16 protein-coding genes are annotated in these 22077 nt (G+C 42.4%); 12 read left to right on the top strand and 4 right to left on the bottom strand.

Annotated features, from left to right (window positions below; all coding sequences use genetic code 11):
* Positions 1–165: 165 nt before the first annotated feature.
* Entirely contained in the window at positions 166–1569 is a 1404-nt protein-coding gene (locus ACWPKD_RS06030) for an APC family permease (protein WP_455411770.1), read from the bottom strand.
* 92 nt (positions 1570–1661) lie between these two features.
* Here ACWPKD_RS06030 and ACWPKD_RS06025 point away from each other — a divergent pair, with 92 nt between their 5' ends.
* The 4 genes from ACWPKD_RS06025 (at position 1662) to queG (ending at position 4297) form a co-directional block, all read left to right on the top strand.
* Positions 1662–1889 (top strand): (4Fe-4S)-binding protein, encoded by a 228-nt coding sequence (locus ACWPKD_RS06025; protein WP_455411769.1) that lies wholly within the window; start codon positions 1662–1664, stop codon positions 1887–1889.
* Positions 1882–2187, top strand: a complete 306-nt coding sequence (locus ACWPKD_RS06020; RefSeq protein WP_455411768.1) for a GNAT family N-acetyltransferase — start codon at positions 1882–1884, stop codon at positions 2185–2187. Before ACWPKD_RS06025 ends, ACWPKD_RS06020 begins: the two co-directional genes overlap by 8 nt.
* Before the next feature lie 62 nt (positions 2188–2249).
* Positions 2250–3272, top strand: a complete 1023-nt coding sequence (ruvB, locus tag ACWPKD_RS06015; protein WP_455411767.1) for a Holliday junction branch migration DNA helicase RuvB — start codon at positions 2250–2252, stop codon at positions 3270–3272.
* 98 nt (positions 3273–3370) lie between these two features.
* Positions 3371–4297: a tRNA epoxyqueuosine(34) reductase QueG gene (gene queG, locus ACWPKD_RS06010; protein WP_455411766.1), complete on the top strand. Its 927-nt coding sequence runs from the start codon at positions 3371–3373 to the stop codon at positions 4295–4297.
* Positions 4298–4371: 74 nt separating this feature from the next.
* Here the strand turns inward: queG and ACWPKD_RS06005 are convergent, their stop codons facing one another.
* From ACWPKD_RS06005 to ACWPKD_RS05995, 3 genes are read right to left on the bottom strand one after another with little or no spacing between them, the layout of a single operon-like run.
* Positions 4372–5097, bottom strand: a complete 726-nt coding sequence (locus ACWPKD_RS06005; RefSeq protein ID WP_455411765.1) for a hypothetical protein — start codon at positions 5095–5097, stop codon at positions 4372–4374.
* A 16-nt stretch (positions 5098–5113) separates the two neighbouring features.
* Positions 5114–6022 (bottom strand): hypothetical protein, encoded by a 909-nt coding sequence (locus ACWPKD_RS06000; RefSeq protein WP_455411764.1) that lies wholly within the window; start codon positions 6020–6022, stop codon positions 5114–5116.
* A 10-nt stretch (positions 6023–6032) separates the two neighbouring features.
* Positions 6033–6896: a hypothetical protein gene (locus ACWPKD_RS05995; protein WP_455411763.1), complete on the bottom strand. Its 864-nt coding sequence runs from the start codon at positions 6894–6896 to the stop codon at positions 6033–6035.
* A gap of 556 nt (positions 6897–7452) precedes the next feature.
* Between ACWPKD_RS05995 and ACWPKD_RS05990 the strand changes: the two genes are divergently transcribed.
* The 8 genes from ACWPKD_RS05990 (at position 7453) to ACWPKD_RS05955 (ending at position 22076) form a co-directional block, all read left to right on the top strand.
* A complete protein-coding gene (locus ACWPKD_RS05990; protein WP_455411762.1) occupies positions 7453–9747 on the top strand; it encodes an NADP-dependent malic enzyme in 2295 nt (764 codons plus the stop codon).
* Positions 9748–9844: 97 nt separating this feature from the next.
* On the top strand, positions 9845–10426 hold the full coding sequence (gene ruvA, locus ACWPKD_RS05985) for a Holliday junction branch migration protein RuvA (protein ID WP_455411761.1): 582 nt from the start codon (positions 9845–9847) through the stop codon (positions 10424–10426).
* A 36-nt stretch (positions 10427–10462) separates the two neighbouring features.
* The gene (gene sov / locus ACWPKD_RS05980) at positions 10463–17734 is read left to right on the top strand and encodes a T9SS outer membrane translocon Sov/SprA (RefSeq protein WP_455411760.1); all 7272 of its coding nucleotides are present in this window, start codon (positions 10463–10465) and stop codon (positions 17732–17734) included.
* A gap of 60 nt (positions 17735–17794) precedes the next feature.
* Positions 17795–18175, top strand: coding sequence for a glycine cleavage system protein GcvH (gcvH, locus tag ACWPKD_RS05975; protein ID WP_455411759.1), 381 nt, complete (start codon positions 17795–17797; stop codon positions 18173–18175).
* Complete coding sequence (locus tag ACWPKD_RS05970) at positions 18165–18554, top strand: VanZ family protein (protein WP_455411758.1); 390 nt, start codon at positions 18165–18167, stop codon at positions 18552–18554. The genes gcvH and ACWPKD_RS05970 overlap by 11 nt, the downstream gene beginning before the upstream one ends.
* 48 nt (positions 18555–18602) lie before the next feature.
* Positions 18603–19346: a deoxyribose-phosphate aldolase gene (gene deoC, locus ACWPKD_RS05965; protein ID WP_455411757.1), complete on the top strand. Its 744-nt coding sequence runs from the start codon at positions 18603–18605 to the stop codon at positions 19344–19346.
* Between the two features lie 16 nt (positions 19347–19362).
* Entirely contained in the window at positions 19363–21483 is a 2121-nt protein-coding gene (locus ACWPKD_RS05960; RefSeq protein WP_455411756.1) for a gliding motility protein RemB, read from the top strand.
* A gap of 53 nt (positions 21484–21536) precedes the next feature.
* The gene (locus ACWPKD_RS05955; RefSeq protein WP_455411755.1) at positions 21537–22076 is read left to right on the top strand and encodes an SRPBCC family protein; all 540 of its coding nucleotides are present in this window, start codon (positions 21537–21539) and stop codon (positions 22074–22076) included.
* The last annotated feature ends 1 nt before the right edge of the window (position 22077 follow it).

Here is a 22077-nt window from a genome sequence, read left to right as displayed (position 1 = left end):
TAATTTTTGATTTACTATCACCCTACACTTTTTTTAGCTAGATAGAACCCGAAAAAGAACACGTTTGTAGTGCCTCTTATTCAAATAAATACTAAATCAAAAATTGTATAGTGAAATTACAAAATTTTTCAATTCCAATCAACTGAAAATCAAAATTTTATAAAATTATTTTCGTTGTGTAAAATAGTATACCGGAATTCCTGTCAGCATGATTAAAACCCCCCAGCCGCAAGTGGAAAACTTGGTGATCAAAAGGGAAATACTGATGGCAGAAGCCAATACGATATATAACATCGGTAGGAACGGATAGCCAAAAGCCTTGTATGGTCGTTCTGTATCCGGTTGTTTTTTGCGAAGGATGAAAATCCCGTAAATGGTCAGAATGTAGAAAATCAATACGATGATTACCACGAAATCCAGTAAATCGCCATATTTTCCGGTCAAACACAAAGCGGATGCCCAAATGCATTGTGCCCAAAGTGCCCAGGCCGGAACACTGAACGCATTCAAATCGGCTGCTTTTTTGAAGAATAAGCCATCTTTTGCCATGGTATAGTAAACACGCGCTCCGGCCATGATTAAACCGTTGTTACAGGCAAAAGTGGAGATCATGATCATGACGGCAATAATCAGTGTTCCGATGTTGCCAAAGATGTTATTCGCCGCTACCACCGCAACACGATCCGATTTGGCAAAGGCGATTTCTTCCAATGGAATGACGGCGACATACATGACGTTGGTCAAAACATAAATTAAGGTTACGATGAAGGTTCCCAAAAACAGACTCAGTCCCACATTGCGCTCCGGTTTTTTTATTTCTCCTGCGATAAAGGTAACCCCGTTCCAGGCATCACTCGAAAACAACGAGCCAACCATTGCGGCAGAGATTCCGGTAATCAAAGCAGTGCCCGATATCGGTAACCAGGTTCCGGTTTCGGTATTGAAGGATTTTGTGGCCCAAATCTCGGTCCAGTTGGCATCCCAGATTTCTGCTTTCGCCCCTACGGTAAGCCCGAATACAATCAAGCCGACCAGTGAAGCTATTTTGATAATCGTTAATACCGTTTGTAATACTTTCCCGTTTTTAACCCCGCGGCTGTTGATGTACGTCAGTAAAATAATGGTGCCTATAGAGACCAACTGCGCGGCGTTCAGTTTGAAACTCCCAATTTCGTAGAGAATGTTTTCATCACTAACTTCAGGGATCAAATAAGCGGCAAATTTGGAAAAAGCTACTCCAACGGCTGCAATGGTTCCCGTCTGAATAACGCCAAAGAAACTCCAGCCGTACAAAAAGGCAATTAGTTTGTTGTAGGCTTCTTTTAGATAGACATATTGTCCGCCGGCTTTCGGGAACATGGCACTCAATTCACCATAGCTTACCGCCGCAATAATAGTGATAAGCCCTGATAACAACCAGATGATTAACAACCAGGCGGTCGAGCCAACCTGACGGGCGATATCGGCACTCACAATAAAAATACCGGAGCCGATCATGGAGCCTACTACCAGCATGGTGCCGTCCAGTAATCCCAGTTCGCGTTTAAAATGTTGATGTTCGTCTTGCATAAATTCTGTGGTTAGTTTGCGTTAAAGATATAAAAACATACTATAACCAGTAATTTTTTTCGTAACTTCCCTAAAGCAAAATCCTTACGATTATGGAAAACGAAAAAGAATACACCAACGGTGAAATTACCGTGGTTTGGAAACAGCATTTGTGTCAGCATTCCGGAAATTGCGTACGTGGCTTGCCGAGTGTTTTTCGTCCTAAAGTGCAGCCTTGGATTGAAGTCCGTGGTGCGAGTTCCGATGAAATTATCGAGCAGGTAAAAAAATGCCCGTCCGGTGCCTTGTCGTTTTACTATAACAAAGACAAAAATGCATAGTTTACAGCACGCCGTCCTCCGTTTGAATGAGGATAAGAAAAGATTTGAACTTGAAGTTGAAGATCATATCGCTTTTACCGAGTACATCCTCAATAAAGACAACATCATGTTTCTGACCCATACCGAAGTACCGAACGAATTGAGCGGTAAAGGCGTGGGTTCCGAACTGGTTTTCAGGACACTCAGCTGGATTAAGGAGAAAGGCTATACTTTGGCGCCCTTGTGTCCTTTTGTGGCAGCCTATCTGAAGCGGCATCCGGATTGGGCCGACTTGCTTGCGCCGGGTTTCCATGTGTGAGGTTTCTTCAGAAACTGTAAACGGCTAATCGTAAACTGAACACTTCTTGTTATCTTTGCCCTATGAATGATAATCTGAATCCGAATAAGGAGCGTTTCACGCCTCAGGAAGTCGATATTGAAAAAGCCCTGCGACCGTTAAGTTTTGAAGACTTTACCGGTCAGGATCAGGTATTGGAAAACCTGAAAGTTTTTGTCGAAGCGGCTAACCTGCGTGGTGATGCTTTGGATCATACCCTTTTTCACGGACCTCCGGGATTGGGAAAAACCACTTTGGCCAATATTTTGGCAAACGAATTGGGGGTTGGGATCAAAATTACTTCCGGTCCGGTTTTGGACAAGCCGGGGGATTTGGCTGGATTACTTACCAATCTTGATGAACGTGATGTTTTGTTCATTGACGAGATCCATCGTTTAAGCCCAATCGTGGAAGAATACCTGTATTCGGCCATGGAGGATTTCAAGATCGATATCATGATCGAAAGCGGACCGAATGCGAGAACCGTTCAGATCAACCTGAATCCGTTTACCTTAGTAGGGGCGACCACGCGTTCCGGACTTTTAACGGCGCCCATGCGTGCCCGTTTCGGAATTCAGAGCCGTTTACAATATTACAATACCGAATTATTGACCACGATCGTTCAGCGAAGTGCATCCATTTTAAATGTACCGATTTCCATGGAAGCCGCTATCGAAATTGCCGGTCGCAGCCGTGGAACACCTCGTATAGCCAATGCGCTTTTGCGTCGCGTGCGGGATTTTGCCCAAATCAAAGGGAACGGAAAAATCGATATTGAAATTGCACGTTACGCTTTAAAAGCTTTGCATGTCGATGCGCACGGACTTGACGAAATGGATAATAAAATTTTAACGACTATCATCGATAAATTCAAGGGCGGTCCCGTGGGTATTACAACCTTGGCGACAGCCGTTTCCGAAAGCGGCGAAACCATCGAAGAAGTGTACGAACCGTTTTTAATACAGGAAGGTTTTATCATACGCACCCCGAGAGGAAGAGAAGTGACCGAGAAAGCTTATAAGCATCTTGGGAAAATCCGAACCAATATACAAGGTGGTCTTTTTTAGGGCATTCCCTTTCAGGTCGGGCTTTCGCACTCGCTTTTTTATTTCCACTATGTTCCAATAAAAAGAGCTCAGACAATTGCTTTATCCCTAATGCAACCATGAACAGCAATACAGTGAAATACACACAACTGATAAAGTCCGAAGCCCAGCGCCTCGGATTTTTGTCTTGTGGGATTTCGAAGGCGGGTTTTCTGGAAGAAGAAGCTCCGCGCCTGGAAGCCTGGCTGCAAAAAGGCATGCAGGGCGAAATGCACTACATGGAAAATCATTTCGACAAACGTCTTGATCCGACACTACTTGTTGACGATGCGAAAAGTGTCATTTCCTTATTGCTCAATTATTACCCTGCTGAAATTCAGAATCCGGAAAGTTATAAGTTGTCTAAATACGCTTATGGACAGGATTATCATTTTGTCATCAAAGACAAACTTAAAGACCTGCTGCGTTTCATCCAAACTGAAATCGGGGAAGTGTCCGGTAGAGCTTTTGTGGATTCGGCACCGGTACTGGACAAGGCTTGGGCGGCGAAAAGCGGCTTGGGCTGGGTCGGGAAAAATGCGAATCTTTTGTCCAAACAAGTTGGTTCTTTCTTTTTCATTGCCGAACTGATTGTTGATCTAGATCTGGATTACGATACCATCACCACCGACCATTGCGGAACCTGTACGGCCTGCATCGACGCCTGTCCGACCGAAGCGATTGTGGCGCCCTATGTAGTAGATGGCAGCAAATGCATTTCCTATTTCACCATCGAACTCAAAGAGAATTTGCCGATGGAAATGAAAGGGAAATTCGACGACTGGATGTTCGGTTGTGATGTCTGTCAGGATGTCTGTCCGTGGAACCGTTTTTCTAAACCGCATCAGGAATCGCTGTTTAATCCTAACCCGGAACTGCTTTCTTTTTCCAAAAAAGACTGGGAGGAAATCACCGAAGAAACCTTTCGGAAAGTCTTTAAAAATTCCGCAGTTAAACGAACGAAACTGGAAGGTCTGAGACGAAATGTTGACTTTTTGAAACGTTAACAATAAAGAACAAACCCCATTCTTAAAGGCAGAACGGAGTTTGATTGTTTGATTTTTAAGTGTTTACTTAAGTGCTATTTCTTGTAAGGAGGTCGTTTTTGCCAGCGATGCGCTTTAGGGCCGGGACCATTGTCTTTTACTTCTGTGGGTTTTAGTAATGCTACCTCAATATTGCTGTCTTTTTCTAAAATAACCACGATGCCTTCACCGGGAGCTGTTTTGATTTCCTTTTTGTCAAACCCTCTTTCAGATAAAATTACTGAAGTTGATTGCGACAAATAGTGTTTATAATTTTCCAGATCTTTCGGTACTTCTACTGTCAGACTGCATTTTTCTTTTTCGGAACCGGTAATTTCATATATTCCGGGACGCATGATCAGCGAAACCACTATGTCGCCTTTTTGTAATTGCTTTGTGGAATATCGCCGCCCGCCTTGGGCGTTTTTTTTGTCAAATGGTTCAAGTTCAATGTGAAATCCATCTTCCGAGCCTGAAACAAAGAAAAAAACATACCCTTTGTCTTTTACAGAGTATTTTCGTTCCATTGATTTGCAATCGCAGTCATCCTGCAGTTTTAAAGATTTTGTAAATACAGATAAATCAATATCAACCTGTGTCTCTGTTTGCTGTTCAGAGGATAAAAGTTCAAATTGCCCCAGTAGTTTTCCGTGTTGGTAAACTGTGCCGTTGTATGTTCCGCTATAAACCGGATGGGCTACCATGATACTGGCATTAATGTTTTGTGTGCTTCCTCCAAAATTTCGGAACAGCGATTTGTTCATAATTGTATTTGCTTGCATAATCGTAAGTTTAAGATTAACTGAAATCGGATGTGATTACCATTTCTGTAGCATCAACATTTACTGCAACATTGCGAATTGGTAGTAAAATAGGTATTAAACTACCGCTGCCTGCCATAATCTGAAAAGGTTCTTCAAACTTGAAAATCGGGAATTTACTGGCGAAATAGTCGGCCACTGCGGTTAGTACAAAGTCAAAAAGCCCTAAACTTACCCCAAATAAGTTGGAGAGCCATTCATCAATATCATCACCAATATCTAAAATCGCTCTTATTGCGGCGATGATAGGGGAGAGTATTGCTCTTACAATTGCTCTGGCCCAAGCAGGCGCCCATCCCAATAAGGCATCGATGATACCATCGGTAATATTTTGAATAAGATTTCCTATGGTGTCGGAGATGTCCACAATATCAATATCAAGCCATTCCGGATCCAGAAAGAATTGCCATTCGTTAGCGCGACCTAAATCATGGGCGTCATGATCGGTAAGGGTACCTTTTGCAGGATTGTTAAAATATCGGGGAACTAACCGGAAGGCGCCTGAAATTTCACTTTGAAAAATACCGTCGAAATTAATTGGAACACTGATGTCAGGGTTTGCCCCAAACAAGGTGATGCGGGGCGCTCTTAAAATGCAGCCCCAAGGCGATGGTATCAGGCAAAATCCGCCTATGGTAATTGTTGGGATGTCGATTCCGAAAGTAACGTTTAACGGGTCGTAAATAATATCCAGTTCATCAATACGGACTGTTCCGTTGCTTTGTAAATCTACAGTGCCTGTCCCTAAACGCACCCCTGCATTATACGATACGCTGAATGGGCCAAAACTGCCACTGCCGGAAGCAACCGGATGGAAGTAATCCTTTGCCCTGTCAACTACTTTGTTGAAAGCCTTTTCATTTGCGGCTAATGTTAAATGTGCCATGATTTTTAAATTAAGGTGTTTTTAAATTAAGAAACACAGAGAGTGAATCGTTAGCAACGGACGGGTTGTTCGGTAAGGATGCAGTTATCGCAGCAGGTTCAATTGAGATGAAATCTCCGAGTTTAAGCACAAGGGCATTCAGGGAAATTCGTATCTGTGGTAAAATGCCAAGTCTTAAAGTCGTTTTGAGAAAACACTCCATGCTGTTTTCCAAGCCATCCGGTTTAATATCTACTAATTCAAGGTTTTGCAGTTTAATTTCCAATACAGGTTCCCCAAGGTAGGAGCTTCTGGAAAGGTTTAGTACGGCAAATAAGCCTATCTTAAAACAGTGAATATTTTTCGGATTAAAAGGCAAGCCCCTTTTTGGGGTCACAACATCTACTGAAAATTCTCTTGGATGCGTATCGTTGTTGCCCTTGATGGATAAATCGGGTCGGTAAGGTTCCGGATATACGATAAACTGATCAAGGTCTTTTGGGTCAGGACAAGCAATACCGCCGCAGACAATGGCTTTGATGGCAAAGGCTTGTGCTGGTAATTTTACTCCAAGTTCTGGTGGTAAATTGAATTTGTTTGTGGGTTCAAAATCAATTTGCAGTTCGCTTAGTGAAAAATTAAACTCTAAACCGACTCCTCCCGGATAGCCTGGAATGGGCAGATAGGAGAGTCGTGAAACAATTGGATTTCCTCTTTTGATGACCTCCGGATGTGCCTTTTTTGGAGGACAGCAAAGTAATTTAGGATTCTTTACGAATGACTCGGTTCCGTAATGGAACAACGAAGGCCGCTGCATTGCAATTTGCTCAATGATTTGATTAAAACCGTCTTCATGAACACTTGCAAACACATCGCTTAAATTTGTGAATGCCATAATTGAAATAATTAGAAGTTATGCCTACTCTTTGCTCGGATTTTCGGCATTTTCCGTTCCTTTTACGGTTGTAGGTTAAAAAAAATGTGGTATTTGAATGTGTGGTATTTCGATGTGTGGTATTTGTGTGAGCGATTTGGTAGTTGGCGCTATTGAAATTCTTTAGATGGTAACAACTGCTGGGCTTGGGGTGCACAAGTGATTCGGCTTAAGCCTGATTAAGTTTTTCTGGATGCGATAAATTTATTGCAATGATAAAATCTAAGATTTTGAGGTATTTTGTTCTGGAAATGTAAGAGTAAAGTTAGTTTGTCTGTAAGAAAAATTATTGTGGTTTTTCCACAGCAAATGTTAATTTAATTTATTGATTTTCAACAACTTGTATTTTTTTTAAAAAATGTATTGAAAGTTGCTTATTTGTGTTTTACTGCTTTTTCATTTTTGCCGATGGGAGCGCTTTTCAGACCTAAGTAAAAAACTTTGTAAAACTATTACTGTAAAACTTTACTTTTTAGTATCAGACCGCTATCTTTGTGAGTTAGTAAACAAACAAACCATGCATAAAGACAGTAAAAGAAGAGAAGCCTTATTATATCATGCCAAGCCCACGCCGGGTAAAATTCAGGTTGTTCCCACTAAGAAATATGCTACACAAAGAGATTTAGCTTTGGCTTATTCTCCGGGAGTTGCCGAACCTTGTTTGGAAATTGAAAAAGACGTTAACAACGTTTACAAATATACTGCCAAAGGAAATTTGGTTGCCGTAATTTCCAACGGTACTGCCGTTTTAGGGTTAGGGGATATTGGTCCCGAAGCCTCAAAACCGGTAATGGAAGGAAAAGGACTTTTGTTTAAGATTTTTGCCGACATCGATGTTTTTGATATCGAAGTGGACACCAAAGATGTTGACAAATTCATCGAAACCGTAAAAAATATTGCGCCTACTTTCGGTGGGATCAATTTAGAAGATATCAAAGCACCGGAATCTTTCGAAATCGAAAGACGTTTAATTGAAGAGCTGAACATTCCGGTAATGCACGACGACCAGCACGGAACCGCGATCATTTCCGCAGCCGCTTTATTGAACGCTGTAGAATTGGCCGGAAAGAAAATGGAAGAAGTGAAAGTGGTCATTTCCGGAGCGGGATCTGCAGCGATTGCCTGTGCAAAATTATACGTGTCTTTTGGCGTAAAAGTTGAGAACATCGTAATGTTCAACAGTAAAGGGGCTTTGCGAAAAGACGATCCGAACATTTCGGAGATGCAGCGCCAGTTCGCTACCGACAGGAAATATGATTCCTTGGGCGATGCAATGAAGGGAGCTGATGTTTTCATCGGATTGTCCTCCGGAGACATTGTAACCCCGGACATGTTACTGGGCATGGCGGAAAACCCGATTGTTTTTGCAATGGCCAATCCAAAACCGGAAATCAATTACGATTTGGCGATTGCCACCCGTAAAGATATTATTATGGCTACCGGACGTTCGGATCATCCTAACCAGGTGAACAACGTATTGGGCTTCCCGTTCATTTTCCGTGGTGCGCTGGATGTGCGTGCTACGAAAATCAATGAAGAAATGAAAAAAGCTGCGGTGGTGGCTTTGGCGAATTTAGCTAAAGCATCCGTTCCGGAGCAGGTAAATATTGCTTATGGCGAAACGAAATTAGCTTTCGGCCGCGACTATATCATTCCAAAACCATTCGATCCGCGATTAATTTCCGAAGTACCGCCTGCTGTGGCTAAAGCCGCTATGGAATCCGGTGTGGCTACGGCTCCGATTACCGATTGGGATAAGTACCGTGAGGATTTGATGGAGCGTATGGGCTCGGACAATAAAATGGTTCGTTTGCTGCACAACAGGGCAAAAACTGATCCAAAGAGAGTGATTTTTGCAGAGGCGGATCATCTTGATGTGTTGAAAGCAGCTCAAATTGTGAAAGAAGAAGGTATTGGGGAGCCGATCCTTTTAGGAAATAAAGAAACTATCTTAGATTTAAAAGCCGAAATCGGTTTTGACGAAGATGTAGTGATCATCGATCCGAAAACCAAGGAAGAAGAAGAAAGAAGAAACCGTTTTGCCAACGCCTATTGGGAATCCCGCAGAAGAAGAGGGACTTCCCTTTTGGATGCTCAGAAATGGATGCGCGAACGCAATTATTTCGCTGCGATGATGGTCAACGAAGGTGAAGCCGATGCTTTGGTAACAGGGTATTCCAGAAGTTATCCAACGGTAGTAAAACCGATGATGGAGCTGGTTCAGAAGCAACAAGGTGTTACCCGAATTGCCACTACCAATATGATGATGACCAAGCGAGGCCCGATATTTTTGGCAGATACCGCAATCAACCCGAATCCTACTGCTGATGATCTGGCAAGAATCGCGCTGATGACAGCTAAAACCGTTCGTATGTTTGGAATGGAGCCGGTTATTGCGATGGTGTCGTTTTCAAACTTTGGCTCTTCTTCGGATGAAGGTGCTGTTAAAATCAGAAAAGCAGTGGCCTATCTTCATGAAAATTATCCGGATTTGGTTGTCGACGGAGAAATCCAGACCGACTTTGCCTTAAATCAGGACATGTTGGCGAGCAAATTCCCTTTTTCCAAACTGGCCAACAAAAAAGTAAATACTTTAGTATTCCCAAATCTTGATTCAGCGAATATTACCTACAAAATGCTGAAAGAGCTTAACAAAATCATGTCCATCGGACCGATCATGTTAGGGCTTGAAAAACCGGTTCATATTTTCCAGTTGGGGGCAAGTGTTGAAGAAATGGTCAACATGGCTGCAGTAGCGGTTGTAGATGCTCAGGAAAAAGAAAAAAGGTTAAAACAGAGTGTAAACAAATAGCAAAAAGGAATCTTTTATCGGATAATTCAGGGACTTCATCTGTTCTGAATATCAGGATAAAAGATTTTTCTTATTTTTGATAGACGAATTAAAAAGTATGATTGCACATATACAGGGTAAATTGGTAGAAAAGAATCCTACCGAAGTGGTTATCGATTGTAACGGAGTAGGGTATCAGATTAATATTTCATTGCACACCTTTTCTTTACTTCCCGATGCTGAACAGTTAAAATTGTATACTTTTCTTCAGATAAAGGAAGATGCGCACACACTTTTTGGTTTTGTGGAAAAAGCCGAGCGCGAGCTTTTTAAGTTGTTGTTGTCGGTTTCGGGCGTAGGAGCCAGTACGGCAAGAACCATGTTGTCGTCTGTGGCACCGAAAGGGATCATTCAGGCAATTGCCTCCGGCGATGTCGGAACTATTCAGTCCATCAAGGGCATCGGGGCAAAAACGGCACAGCGCATTATTTTGGATTTGAAGGATAAGGTGTTGAAAATATACAATTTGGAAGAAGTTTCGGTGACTCAGGACAATACCGCTAAGGATGAAGCGTTATCTGCATTGGAAGTTTTAGGATTTGCAAGAAAATCAGCTGAAAAAGTTGTCGAGAAAATTGTAAAAGAAACACCGGAGGCTTCGGTAGAAACGATTATTAAACAAGCTTTAAAAAATTTATAATCCTTGAAAACGCGATACCCTAATAGACTGTCTGTTTTGACAAAGCTGCTTTTCACGGCTCTTTTGTTCTTTTGTTCACCGGCTGTTCAGGCTCAGGTGGATGAAGAGGTTCAGGATTCGGTAAAAACCGGCTCGGATTTAGGTCAGATCCAACTTGCCAACCCTAGAAGCATAGTTGAGGCCTATACGTACGATCCCAATTCCAACCGGTATATTTATACTAAAACTTTCGAAGGGTTTAATATTAATTATCCGATAATCTTAACGCCGGCCGAGTACGAAGAATTGGTTTTGAGAGAGTCGATGCGCGAATATTTCCAAAAGAAATTAAGTGCCATAGACGGTAAAAAAGAAGGTAGCGAGGAAGCCAAAAAAGATTTATTGCCAAGGTATTATGTTAATTCGAGCTTCTTTGAAAGCATTTTCGGGAGCAATACCATCGATGTAAAACCACAGGGATCGGTAGAAATGGATTTAGGTATCCGCTATACCAAACAGGACAATCCGTCATTTTCGCCAAGGAACCGAAGATCGCTTACGTTTGATTTCGATCAGCGCATCAGCATGAGTTTGCAGGGGAAAGTAGGTACGCGACTGATGGTGAATGCCAATTACGATACGCAGTCCACCTTTGCTTTTCAAAACCTTATCAAACTTGAATATACTCCGACCGAAGACGACATCATCCGAAAAATCGAAGTAGGTAATGTCAGTTTTCCGCTGAACAGTTCCCTGATCCGAGGGGCGCAGAGTTTGTTTGGAGCCAAGATGCAGTTGCAGTTTGGAAAGACAACCGTAACGGGGGTTTTCTCAGAACAGAAATCACAGACTAAAACCGTGACGGCCCAAAGCGGCGGTACTTTACAGGATTTTGAATTGTTTGCCTTGGATTATGATTCCGACAGACACTATTTCCTGTCGCAGTATTTCAGAAACAAATACGACGAATCGTTAAAGACTTATCCGATTATCAGCAGCCGTGTTCAGCTTACCCGTGTGGAAGTCTGGATAACCAACAAACAGAACCGAATCAATACAACGGACAATAATCTCAGAAATATTATTGCCCTACAGGATTTAGGGGAAGGCCAGCTTAGTAATGAAGCAGGCGCTGACATTACACCGTTAACCGTTGGGGTTGACTATGGGACTATCCCTGGCTTTTTTAACGGAACATCGGTAAATACACCTTCGGATAACGAGAATAACCTTTTTGATCCGGGACTAATTGATGACGCCCCTAATGGAGCCGGTTTGCTGAACCCTGATATTAGAGAAGTGGCCACTGCGTCAGGTGGTTTCAATGGTGTAGGGATGACAGAAGGTCGCGACTATGCCAAATTGGAAAACGCCAGAAAATTATCGCAAAGCGAATATACGTTCCATCCACAGTTAGGATATATTTCCTTGAACCAGCGCCTTGCCAATGATGAAGTGCTTGCCGTGGCTTACCAGTATACCATCGGTGATGAAGTATACCAGGTAGGGGAGTTTGGAACCGACGGAGTAGATGCTACCCAAGTAAGCGGTGGTATTCCGACAACTCAGAGTTTGTTGCTGAAAATGCTTAAAAGTAACCTGAACAGTGTTAATGAGCCGGTTTGGAATTTAATGATGAAAAACATCTATCAGATTCCGGGCGCGTTTCAGTTAAGTCAGGAAGATTTCCGTTTCAACATTTTATACACCGATCCATCACCGTTGAACTATATCAGGCCTTATCAGGATGCAGCCGGAAACATACCGTTACCGTTGCCATCAAATGTTGCCGAAACACCACTTCTTAAGGTGATGAACATGGACCGTCTGAATTATACGAATGACCCGCAGGAAGGTGGAGACGGTTTCTTTGATTTCATACCTGGTATGACCGTGGATCCGCAGAACGGGCGAATTATTTTTACTACTGTAGAGCCTTTTGGTAAACAGCTTTTCGAGAAATTGCGAACCAGCCCGACAGAAGATTATAATGAACAAAACACGACCACTACGTTCAATGTGAATCAGAACAAATATGTTTTCCGAAGCATGTACCAGAAGTCACAGGCAGCGGCGTTGCAGGAAAGTGCGAAGAATAAATATCAGTTAAAAGGTAGGTTTAAATCTACAGGCGGAGATGGAATTTCCATTGGCGCTTTCAACGTGCCTCAAGGTTCTGTTGTGGTAACAGCCGGTGGTAGGGTTTTAGTGGAAGGGATCGATTATACCGTAGATTATCAGCGAGGCCGCGTGCAGATTCTTGATCCTTCTTTGCAGGCTTCCAATACCCCGATTCAGGTTTCCCTTGAGAACAATTCGGTTTTCGGACAGCAAACCAGAAGGTTTTTCGGGGTTAATGTAGAACATAAGTTCAACGATAAGTTTCAGATAGGCGGTACTTTGCTTAGAATGTCTGAACGACCATTCACCCAAAAATCGAACTACGGTCAGGAATCGGTAAACAATACTATTTTTGGCCTAAACGCAAACTATTCGACAGAAGTGCCTTTCTTTACCCGAATGGTTAATAAATTACCCAACCTTGATACGGATGCTCCTTCAAATATCTCTTTCCGTGGAGAGTTTGCGTACTTAATGCCAGGGGCTTCCAAAAACGACAGTTTTAATGGAGAAGCAACTGTTTATGTGGACGATTTCGAAGGCTCGTTAACGACTATCGACATGCGTTCCCCACAATCATGGTTCTTGTCCAGTACGCCATTGGAAGGGGATTTTGATGGGATTAACGATGATGAGACTACGCCTCCGGAGAATTTAAATGTCGGTTACAAAAGGGCTAAACTTTCCTGGTACACCATTGACCCGGTATTCTATGTGGATTCCCAACGTCCGGCAGGAATATCAGAGGCAGATTTGCGTTCGAACAAAGTCAGAAGGGTTTACAGTGAAGAGTTATACCCGAATACCGATATTGCCCAAGGACAAAGTACGGTGGTGAGTACGTTGGATTTATCGTATTACCCACAGGAACGAGGGCCGTATAACTTTAATCCGGCGGCAGATCCGATAACGAATGCCTTGCCGAACCCAACACAAAACTGGGGAGGTATTACGCGTTCCATTAACTCTACCAACTTTGAACAGGCCAATGTGGAATATGTTCAGTTTTGGATGATGGACCCTTATTATCCGAATGACAGTCCGGAAGATGTTACGCCTGAAACCAATTTAGGGACATTAACCCTTAATCTTGGTGAAATTTCGGAAGACATCTTAAATGACGGACGAAAACTATATGAAAACGGACTTCCGGAAGCGGGTTCGTCCACACAGACCAATACCTCGATCTGGGGTAAGATCCCATATTCCCAGTCTTTGATTTATGCTTTTGATACCAACGACGCCAATAGAGCCGTTCAGGATGTAGGGTATAACGGGCTTACCGATGCGGATGAAGCGGTTAAGTTCTCCGGTTTTGCTGCCAATCCCGATCCGGCCGCAGATAACTATCAGTACTATTTGAATGCCAGCGGGGGCGTAATCCAGCGCTACAGAAATTATAACGGGGTTGAAGGAAATTCACCGGTAGGATTAAGCGATACCAACAGAGGCTCCACTACGTTACCGGATGTGGAAGATATTAATCGAGACAACACCATGAATACGATTAATGCCTATTTTAAGGTTAATATTCCTATCAAACCAAACCCTGTGGTTGGGCAGGATTATGTTGCCGATACGCGTGTGAATGACGCTGTTCCGGTATCCGGTGGTACCAAAAAAGTACGCTGGGTTTTATATAAAATCCCGATTTTGGAATTGCAGAATGATCCGGATAACATTATCGGGTCCATTACGGATTTCCGATCTATTCGTTTTATGAGGATGTATATGTCCGGGTTCCAGGAAGATATAACCTTGCGTTTCGGTGCGTTGGATTTGGTTCGCGGGGAATGGAGAAGGTACTTGTCTTCGTTGGACGAAACCGATAGTAATGTCGGAGATGATAATACCGGTTTCGATGTAACCTCACTGAATATACAGGAGAACAGCCAGCGCGAGCCGATAAAATATGTCATGCCTCCGGGTGTTGTCCGCGAGCAGTTGAATAATAATAATTCCATAATCAATCAAAACGAACAGTCACTTTCCTTACGTGTTTACAGCAAGGACGGCTCGGGCTCGGGAGGTTTGGAAAATGGAGATGCGAGAGCGGTCTTCAAGAATGTGAATGTAGACATGCGTCAGTTCAAAAAACTGAGAATGTTCCTTCATGCCGAATCACTTGTACCGGATGGAGATCCAGGGGACCTTCAGGATGATGATATGATTGCTTTTATCCGTTTTGGAAATGACTTTACCGAGAATTTTTATCAGGCGGAAATTAAACTGAAAACAACCGCTTTTGGGGAATCTGACAGCAGACAGGTGTGGCCGTCGGCAAACGAGATTGAATTGCCGTTGGATGTATTGACCAAGCTAAAAATTCTTGCCTTACAAAATAACCTGCCTCCGGATGATAACCTTGCCGACGGGATACAGTTCGTGCCTGAGGATTTTCTGGAAGCTTCATTAAGCGGAAGGGAAAACGCATTGACCTTAGGGATTAAAGGTAATCCTAATTTCGGTTTAGTGCGAACCATCATGGTCGGCTTGAAAAACAAATCGGGTGATGTGATTCGCGGAGAGGTTTGGTTTAACGAGCTAAGAATGTCGGATATGGATAACAAAGGCGGATGGGCAGCTGTAGCAAATCTTGATGCCAATTTTGCCGATTTTGCAAATGTTTCCGCAACCGGTAAAAGATCGACCATCGGATTCGGTGCTTTAGAAGAAGGGCCAAACGAAAGAAGTCGTGAAGACGTTTTACAGTATAATTTGGTTTCGAATATCAATCTTGGGAAGCTTTTGCCTAAGAAATGGGGCATCACATTGCCTTTTAACTACGGTGTTGGTGAGGAAATCATTACCCCGAAATTCGATCCGTTTTATCAGGATATCGAACTTGAGCAGTTGTTGGATGTTACCGAAGATGCTGCTGAGAAAAAAAATATCGAAAACCGTGCTATTGATTATACCAAGCGAACCAGTATCAATTTTATTGGGGTTAAAAAAGAACGCGCGCCTGAGCAAAAACAACATTTTTACGACCCTGAAAACCTGACACTTTCCTATTCGTATAATGAAATGGAGCATCACGATTTCCAGATCGAGCAATTGTTGGACCAGCAGGTTAGGACATCCGCAGATTATGCGCATACGTTTAAGCCGAAAGCCGTGGAGCCGTTCAAAAACACTAAGTTTTTCAAAAAAAGCAGCTATTGGAAGTTGTTGAGCGATATCAACTTCAATTACCTGCCAAACAATATTTCGTTTTCGTCTAATATCCTGAGACAATATAACAGACAGCAGTTCAGACAGGTTGAAGTGGAAGGTATCGGATTGGATCCGTTGTACAGAAGGAATTACTTCTTCAATTATCAGTACGGATTTAATTTCAACCTTACAAAATCGCTGAAGTTTAACTATGCCGTTAACACCAGCAATATCGTTCGTAATTATCTGGATGAAGAAAATCGTCCGATTGATGATTTGAATGTATGGCACGATTATTTTAACATCGGGGAACCGAATTTACATACCCAGCAGTTGGTGGCGAACTATGATTTACCGATCAATAAGATTCCGGTATTGAGTTTTGTGAAGTCGACGTATTCCTATACCAGTGATTACAGTTGGCAACGAGCTTCCGATGCCTTTTCAAATATTGATTACCAAGGCTCTAATTTCGATTTAGGAAATACCATTCAGAATAACGGTTCGCATAAACTGAATACAACCTTCAATATGGATGCGTTGTACAAATATGTTGGGTTGACGAAGACCAAAAAACAGCCTGCAGCACCTAAGCCAACGACAGCGCCTAAGCCGGGACAGCGTTTACAGCAGACCAATCAGCAACAAACCGTTGATCGCGGCCTTTTCGCACAACGCCTTATCGGTATAGTAACGAGTTTGAAAACCCTTCAGGTGAATTATACCCAAAATGAAGGAACTGTGCTTCCGGGGTATTTGCCAAGTGTTGGGTTTTTAGGGACTTCAAGGCCTACAGTAGGTTTCGTGTTAGGTAGCCAAGCAGATGTCCGTTATGAAGCAGCCCGTAACGGTTGGTTGACTTATTATCCGGAGTTTAACCAAAGTTTTACTCAGGTAAAAAGTAAGATCCTTAATGTAACAGGTCAGTTGGAATTATTCCCTGATTTTAAAATCGATTTGAGTGCCGACAGAAATTATAGTAAGAATTTCTCCGAGCAGTATGATGTTTCGGCAAACGGAGATTACAACCCGCATTCGCCACACAGTTTTGGAAACTTTTCCATTACCACGGTGATGTTACGATCGGCCTTTAAAACAAGTAATGAAAATATTTCGTCACCGTTTGAGGACTTTATCAATAGCCGTAGAGTCATTGCTGACCGTTTGGCAACAGCCCATTACGGAACGACAAGTTATCCGGTTAATACAGATGCGAGCAGTCCGAACTTCGGTTATCCGATTGGATTTGGTAAGAACAGCCAGCAGGTATTGATTCCGGCCTTTTTGGGAGCTTACACCGGGTTTTACAGTGTGGACAGTGATAAGAGAGAGTCCAAGATTTCTTTGGCAGCCTTCAGGGATTTCCCGCTTCCGAACTGGAATATTAAATATACGGGTATGATGCGTTATCAGTTCTTTAAAGATACGTTCAAACGTTTTTCAATTCAGCACGGGTACCGTTCTTCGTATACCGTCAACTCGTTCCGTTCGAATTTTGAATACGATCCGGATGTTGCTACCTATGATTCCGGCGGAAACTTCCAGCCGAAAACCATTATCTCAAATGTCAACCTTGTGGAACAGTTCAATCCTTTGGTGCGTGTGGATTTTGAGATGAAGAACTCTTTCAAGATTTTGGCAGAAATGAAGAAAGACCGAGCCATGTCCCTGAGTTTTGACAATAACCTTTTAACCGAGGTGAAAGGAAATGAGTATATTGTAGGGTTAGGATATCGTTTCAAAGACGTAACGTTCAATTCAAGTCTGGCGGAAAGTAATGGCGGGGTGATTAAGAGTGATTTGAACCTGAAAGCGGATTTGTCTTACCGAAACAGTAAAACGATCGTGCGTTATCTGGATTATGATAACAACCAATTGGCCGGTGGTCAGGATTTATGGTCGATTAAGTTCACCGCGGATTATTCTTTCAGTAAAAACCTGACAGCGATTTTCTACTACGACCATACGTTCTCAAAAGCAGTTATTTCCACAACGTTCCCGATTACGAACATCCGTTCCGGGTTTACGTTGCGTTATAACTTCGGAAATTAATCACGAAATCTTTTTTAGTTAAAACGAATAAAGTACATTTGCGCAATAAAATTAAACACAATGAACATACCAGCTAATTTAAAGTACACCAAAGACCACGAGTGGGTTAGCCTTGATGGCGATATTGCAACAGTAGGAATCACCGATTTTGCTCAGAAAGAGCTTGGGGATATTGTTTATGTTGAAGTGGAAACCCTTGATCAGACTTTGGCTAAAGACGAAGTTTTTGGAACAGTTGAAGCAGTGAAAACAGTTTCAGATTTGTTTTTACCCCTTTCAGGTGAGATTATCGAATTCAACGAAGAGCTTGAAACAGAACCGGAAGCGGTTAATACCGATGCTTACGGAAAAGGCTGGATGATTAAAGTTAAAATCTCCGATCCTTCAGAAATTGACGGGTTATTATCGGCAGACGATTATAAAGGACTGATTGGCGCCTAAGAAAAATTTTCTATTAGCCTTTTTTTGGACCTTAGCCATTGCTGTGGCGTGCCTGATAAGCACAAGTGATGTGCCTAATGTGGCCGTTACGGGATTTGATAAAATTGTGCATCTGTTGTTTTACATGGTGTTTACGGTTTTATGGTTTCTCTATCTGAAAAAACGCTTCGCTGACTGGAGTTTTTTTGTGACGGCAATTGTAATTGTAGTCGCAACATTGCTTTACGGAACAATCATCGAGTTGTTGCAGGATGCCTTTACTGAGACGCGTAAAGCGGATGTATTAGATGTTTTGGCAAATGTAGCTGGAAGTTTGGTGGGAGTTGTTGTTATGGCGATGGTGAAAATGTATGACAGAAATTCAAAATCGGTTCAATAAAAAACAAATAAATATCCCACGCTTGTGGGATTTTTTTATTTTTATCGTATGGATATCAGAAACTATTTAGACTCGACTTATCTGAAAACACCTTCGCAAGCGGGTTTGACCAAAGTTGACAACGCCAAGATCGTTAAAGGCTTTATTCAGGAAGCTATTGATGAGCGGTTCAAACTTATCATGATTCGTCCGGATATGGTTGCCATGGCTAAGGGAATGATTGCGGAACAGCATTCAAAACTAACCATAGGAACTGTAATAGATTTTCCCGATGGTGGCGGAACGCTGGAAGCTAAACTGCAAGAGGCGCAAAAGGCGATCAAGGACGGTGCGGATGACCTGGATTTTGTAATCGATTATGAGGCTTTCAAGCGCGGAGAAACGGATTGGGTTAAAAAACAGGTACTGGAAGCAACCAAATTGGGATTATCCCATCATAAGATAGTGAAATGGATTATTGAAGTCGCTGCCCTGGATGATCATCAGATTGTACAGCTCACGGCCTTAATCAAAAATGTGGTGGTGTCCAATTTTAAAGAAGACCAATACGATAATGTTTTTGTGAAATCGTCCACGGGCTTTTATAAAACGCAAGATAATTTGCCAAATGGGGCCACGGTTCCGGCTATCAAACTGATGCTGGAGAATTCCTGCCCATTGCCGGTGAAAGCAGCCGGTGGTGTACGAACTTATGAGGAGGCTTTGGTTATGATCGGTTTGGGTGTGAAAAGAATTGGAACTTCTTCCGCGAAAGCAATTGTTAACGGGGAAGTTTCTGAAAATGAATATTAATTTTTGAACGGTTTAAATGAATACTTTTCTAAAACTATTTTTTGCGGTTATTTTTTTTCAATCCTTAGGGGCACAGACCAATAAAGAACAATTGCCGGTTTTTCCGGAGTGCCAGTCGGCCGGTTTGCAGCAGGAGGCTTGTTTTTACAATACGCTTCAAAACTTTATTTTTAATAATTATAAGGTGCCACAATCGGTTTCTGAAAAAAACTATAAAGGCACGGTGATAGCGCTTTTTGAAGTCGATACGCTGGGTGGGTTTAAGGTTTTGTATACCGATGCTGCCTTTCCGGAGCTTATCGAGGAAACTAAACGCGTTTTTGGCCAATTGCCAAAAGTGGAGCCGGCTAAATTTTCCGGGAAACCTGTATATGCCAAGTATTCGGTCAAGATTGCAATACCGTTGGTGCAGCCTGCTGCTTTTTTATCGGAAGAAGAACAACAAGTGGCCGCCACCAAACGTAAAAACGATGTAATCAATCCGGATGCTGAGAACAGTGAGTTTGATAAAATCGTTTATAAAAAATTTGAAAATCCGCAGTTTAAAAGTTCGTTGAACCTGCCATTTACCCATAATAATTATGGTCAGTTCGATGCCGCGCTGAATATGGTCGGCACTAACAACCACACGGCTTCCAAACCGTATTCGTATGCAGAAGTTTCGAAATATTACGACCTTAAAGCAAACTACGAAAAAAATCTAAGGAAGACTGATTCCTGGGTTGGACGAAAAATATGGAACGAAAACCTGGTGGCCATTCAAGGGGAAAAGTATTGGTTTACCATGAATCCGATTGTGGATTTCCGCATGGGAAAAGACTTTGAAAGTGAAGTGGTTAAGAGTACTTTCGTAAACACCAGAGGAATCCAGATTCAGGGGGCTTTGGGGAAAGAATTGTTCTTCTCCACCGGTATTTATGAAAGTCAGGGGCGTTTCGCAGACTACTATAATTTTTATGCAGAAACGATTAAACCTTCCGGGGGAAACCCTGCCATTATTCCGGGGATAGGAATTGCGAAGCGTTTCAAAACAGACGGTTATGATTTTCCATCCGCAGAAGCCAACCTGACCTACAAACCCAGCGAGACGATCAATCTGCAGTTGGGGTATGGCAGAAATTTTTTGGGTGACGGTTACCGTTCTTTGTTAACGAGTGATGCAGCCAGTCCTTATCCTTTTTTTAAAATCAATACGACTTTTTGGAAAATTAAATACACCAATACCTATATGTGGCTGAAAGACGTTCGTCCGGAGGTTACCGTAGACGGAACATATGCTACCAAATACATGGCAAACCACTACTTGAGCTGGAATGTGAACAAACGCTGGAATTTAGGCTTCTTTGAGTCGGTTATTTGGACCAATACCAACGATCGTGGGTTTGATATGAGTTTTGTGAACCCGCTTATTTTTTACAGGACCGTAGAGTTTACCTCGTCTTCCAAAACCGGAAATGCGGCTTTGGGGCTTACCTCAAAATACAAATGGAACAGCAGGGTGAATTTTTACGGACAGTTCCTGTTGGATGAGTTTTCCTTAAGCGATATGCGTTCCGGAAACCAAAGCTGGAAAAACAAATTTGCCTACCAGTTAGGCGGTAAGTATTATGATGCTTTTGGAGTTAAAAATCTGATGGTGCAGGCGGAATACAACCATGTTAGGCCTTATGTGTACTCGCATAGCAGCGTGATAACCAATTATGCGCACAACAACCAGAGCATGGGACATTTGTGGGGCGGCAACTTCAGGGAATTTGTGGCTATTGCCCGTTATTACAAAGGAAGATGGTTTGCCGATGCTAAAATCAATGTCGGGGTAAAAGGATTCGATTTTGCCGATTCGCCGAATTACTTAAATTACGGGGGGAATATTTACCTGAGTTATAATGATGAAGAACATCCGCGAGCCAATGAAACAGGCGTGAAAGTCGGTCAGGGAAATAAAACCAATATCTTAATTGCTGATCTGCAGGCAGGATATACCGTAAATCCGGTGATGAACCTGAAGGTTTTCGGAAATTTCATTTACCGCAATTTTGATCCGGCTTCTGAAACCGCTACTACGTTTAAGTCAAATACGGCTTGGTTTTCAATAGGTTTGCGTTCAGATTTGTTTAACTGGTACTATGATTTTTAATCGTTTGTAATAAATATTTTCGTACTTTTAAGAACAATCAAAAAATTTAAAGTATGAAAATCCTAATCAGATTAGTGTTGTTTATTGTCGCTCTTTTTGCGATAGTGATGATTGCCGGTTTATTTGTCGGTAAAGAATACGCCGTGGAGCGTGAAGTGATCATCAACAAGCCGGAAGCCGAAGTGTTCGGGTTTATAAGAAACCTGAAAAACCAGGACCATTTCAGTGTTTGGAGCAAAAAAGACCCAAACATGAAAAAAGAATATAAAGGCAACGATGGTCAGGTTGGTTTTGTTTCGGCCTGGGAAAGTACCAATAAAGAAGTGGGTAAAGGTGAGCAGGAAATCGTAAAGATTGTCGAAAACGAACGTATCGATGTGAAATTGCGTTTCAAGGAGCCTTTTGAGGCAGAAGATGATGCTTATTTTATTACCGAATCTATGGGGCCAAACCAAACAAAAGTCAAATGGGGTTTTAAAGGGGCGATGCCTTATCCGATGAATTTAATGTTGTTGGTAATGGATATGGAGAAGGAGTTGGGTGGTGCCTTGCAAACCGGATTGGACGATTTGAAAAAACATATGGAGCAATAAG

Source organism: Flavobacterium pedocola (assembly GCF_053764385.1).
The sequence above is the reverse complement of the archived record's forward strand: the minus strand, read 5'-3'. Positions and strand labels throughout refer to the sequence as shown.

Excerpts from the sequence above, each read along its gene's own strand:
- ACWPKD_RS06030 (WP_455411770.1), bottom strand. The coding sequence starts at position 1,569 with ATGCAAGACGAACATCAACATTTTAAACGCGAACTGGGATTACTGGAC.
- queG (WP_455411766.1), top strand. The coding sequence starts at position 3,371 with ATGAACAGCAATACAGTGAAATACACACAACTGATAAAGTCCGAAGCC.
- gcvH (WP_455411759.1), top strand. The coding sequence starts at position 17,795 with ATGAACATACCAGCTAATTTAAAGTACACCAAAGACCACGAGTGGGTT.
- ACWPKD_RS06005 (WP_455411765.1), bottom strand. The coding sequence starts at position 5,097 with ATGCAAGCAAATACAATTATGAACAAATCGCTGTTCCGAAATTTTGGA.
- ACWPKD_RS05960 (WP_455411756.1), top strand. The coding sequence starts at position 19,363 with ATGAATACTTTTCTAAAACTATTTTTTGCGGTTATTTTTTTTCAATCC.
- ACWPKD_RS05990 (WP_455411762.1), top strand. The coding sequence starts at position 7,453 with ATGCATAAAGACAGTAAAAGAAGAGAAGCCTTATTATATCATGCCAAG.
- ruvA (WP_455411761.1), top strand. The coding sequence starts at position 9,845 with ATGATTGCACATATACAGGGTAAATTGGTAGAAAAGAATCCTACCGAA.
- ACWPKD_RS06000 (WP_455411764.1), bottom strand. The coding sequence starts at position 6,022 with ATGGCACATTTAACATTAGCCGCAAATGAAAAGGCTTTCAACAAAGTA.
- deoC (WP_455411757.1), top strand. The coding sequence starts at position 18,603 with ATGGATATCAGAAACTATTTAGACTCGACTTATCTGAAAACACCTTCG.
- ACWPKD_RS06020 (WP_455411768.1), top strand. The coding sequence starts at position 1,882 with ATGCATAGTTTACAGCACGCCGTCCTCCGTTTGAATGAGGATAAGAAA.
- ruvB (WP_455411767.1), top strand. The coding sequence starts at position 2,250 with ATGAATGATAATCTGAATCCGAATAAGGAGCGTTTCACGCCTCAGGAA.
- ACWPKD_RS05995 (WP_455411763.1), bottom strand. The coding sequence starts at position 6,896 with ATGGCATTCACAAATTTAAGCGATGTGTTTGCAAGTGTTCATGAAGAC.
- ACWPKD_RS06025 (WP_455411769.1), top strand. The coding sequence starts at position 1,662 with ATGGAAAACGAAAAAGAATACACCAACGGTGAAATTACCGTGGTTTGG.
- ACWPKD_RS05955 (WP_455411755.1), top strand. The coding sequence starts at position 21,537 with ATGAAAATCCTAATCAGATTAGTGTTGTTTATTGTCGCTCTTTTTGCG.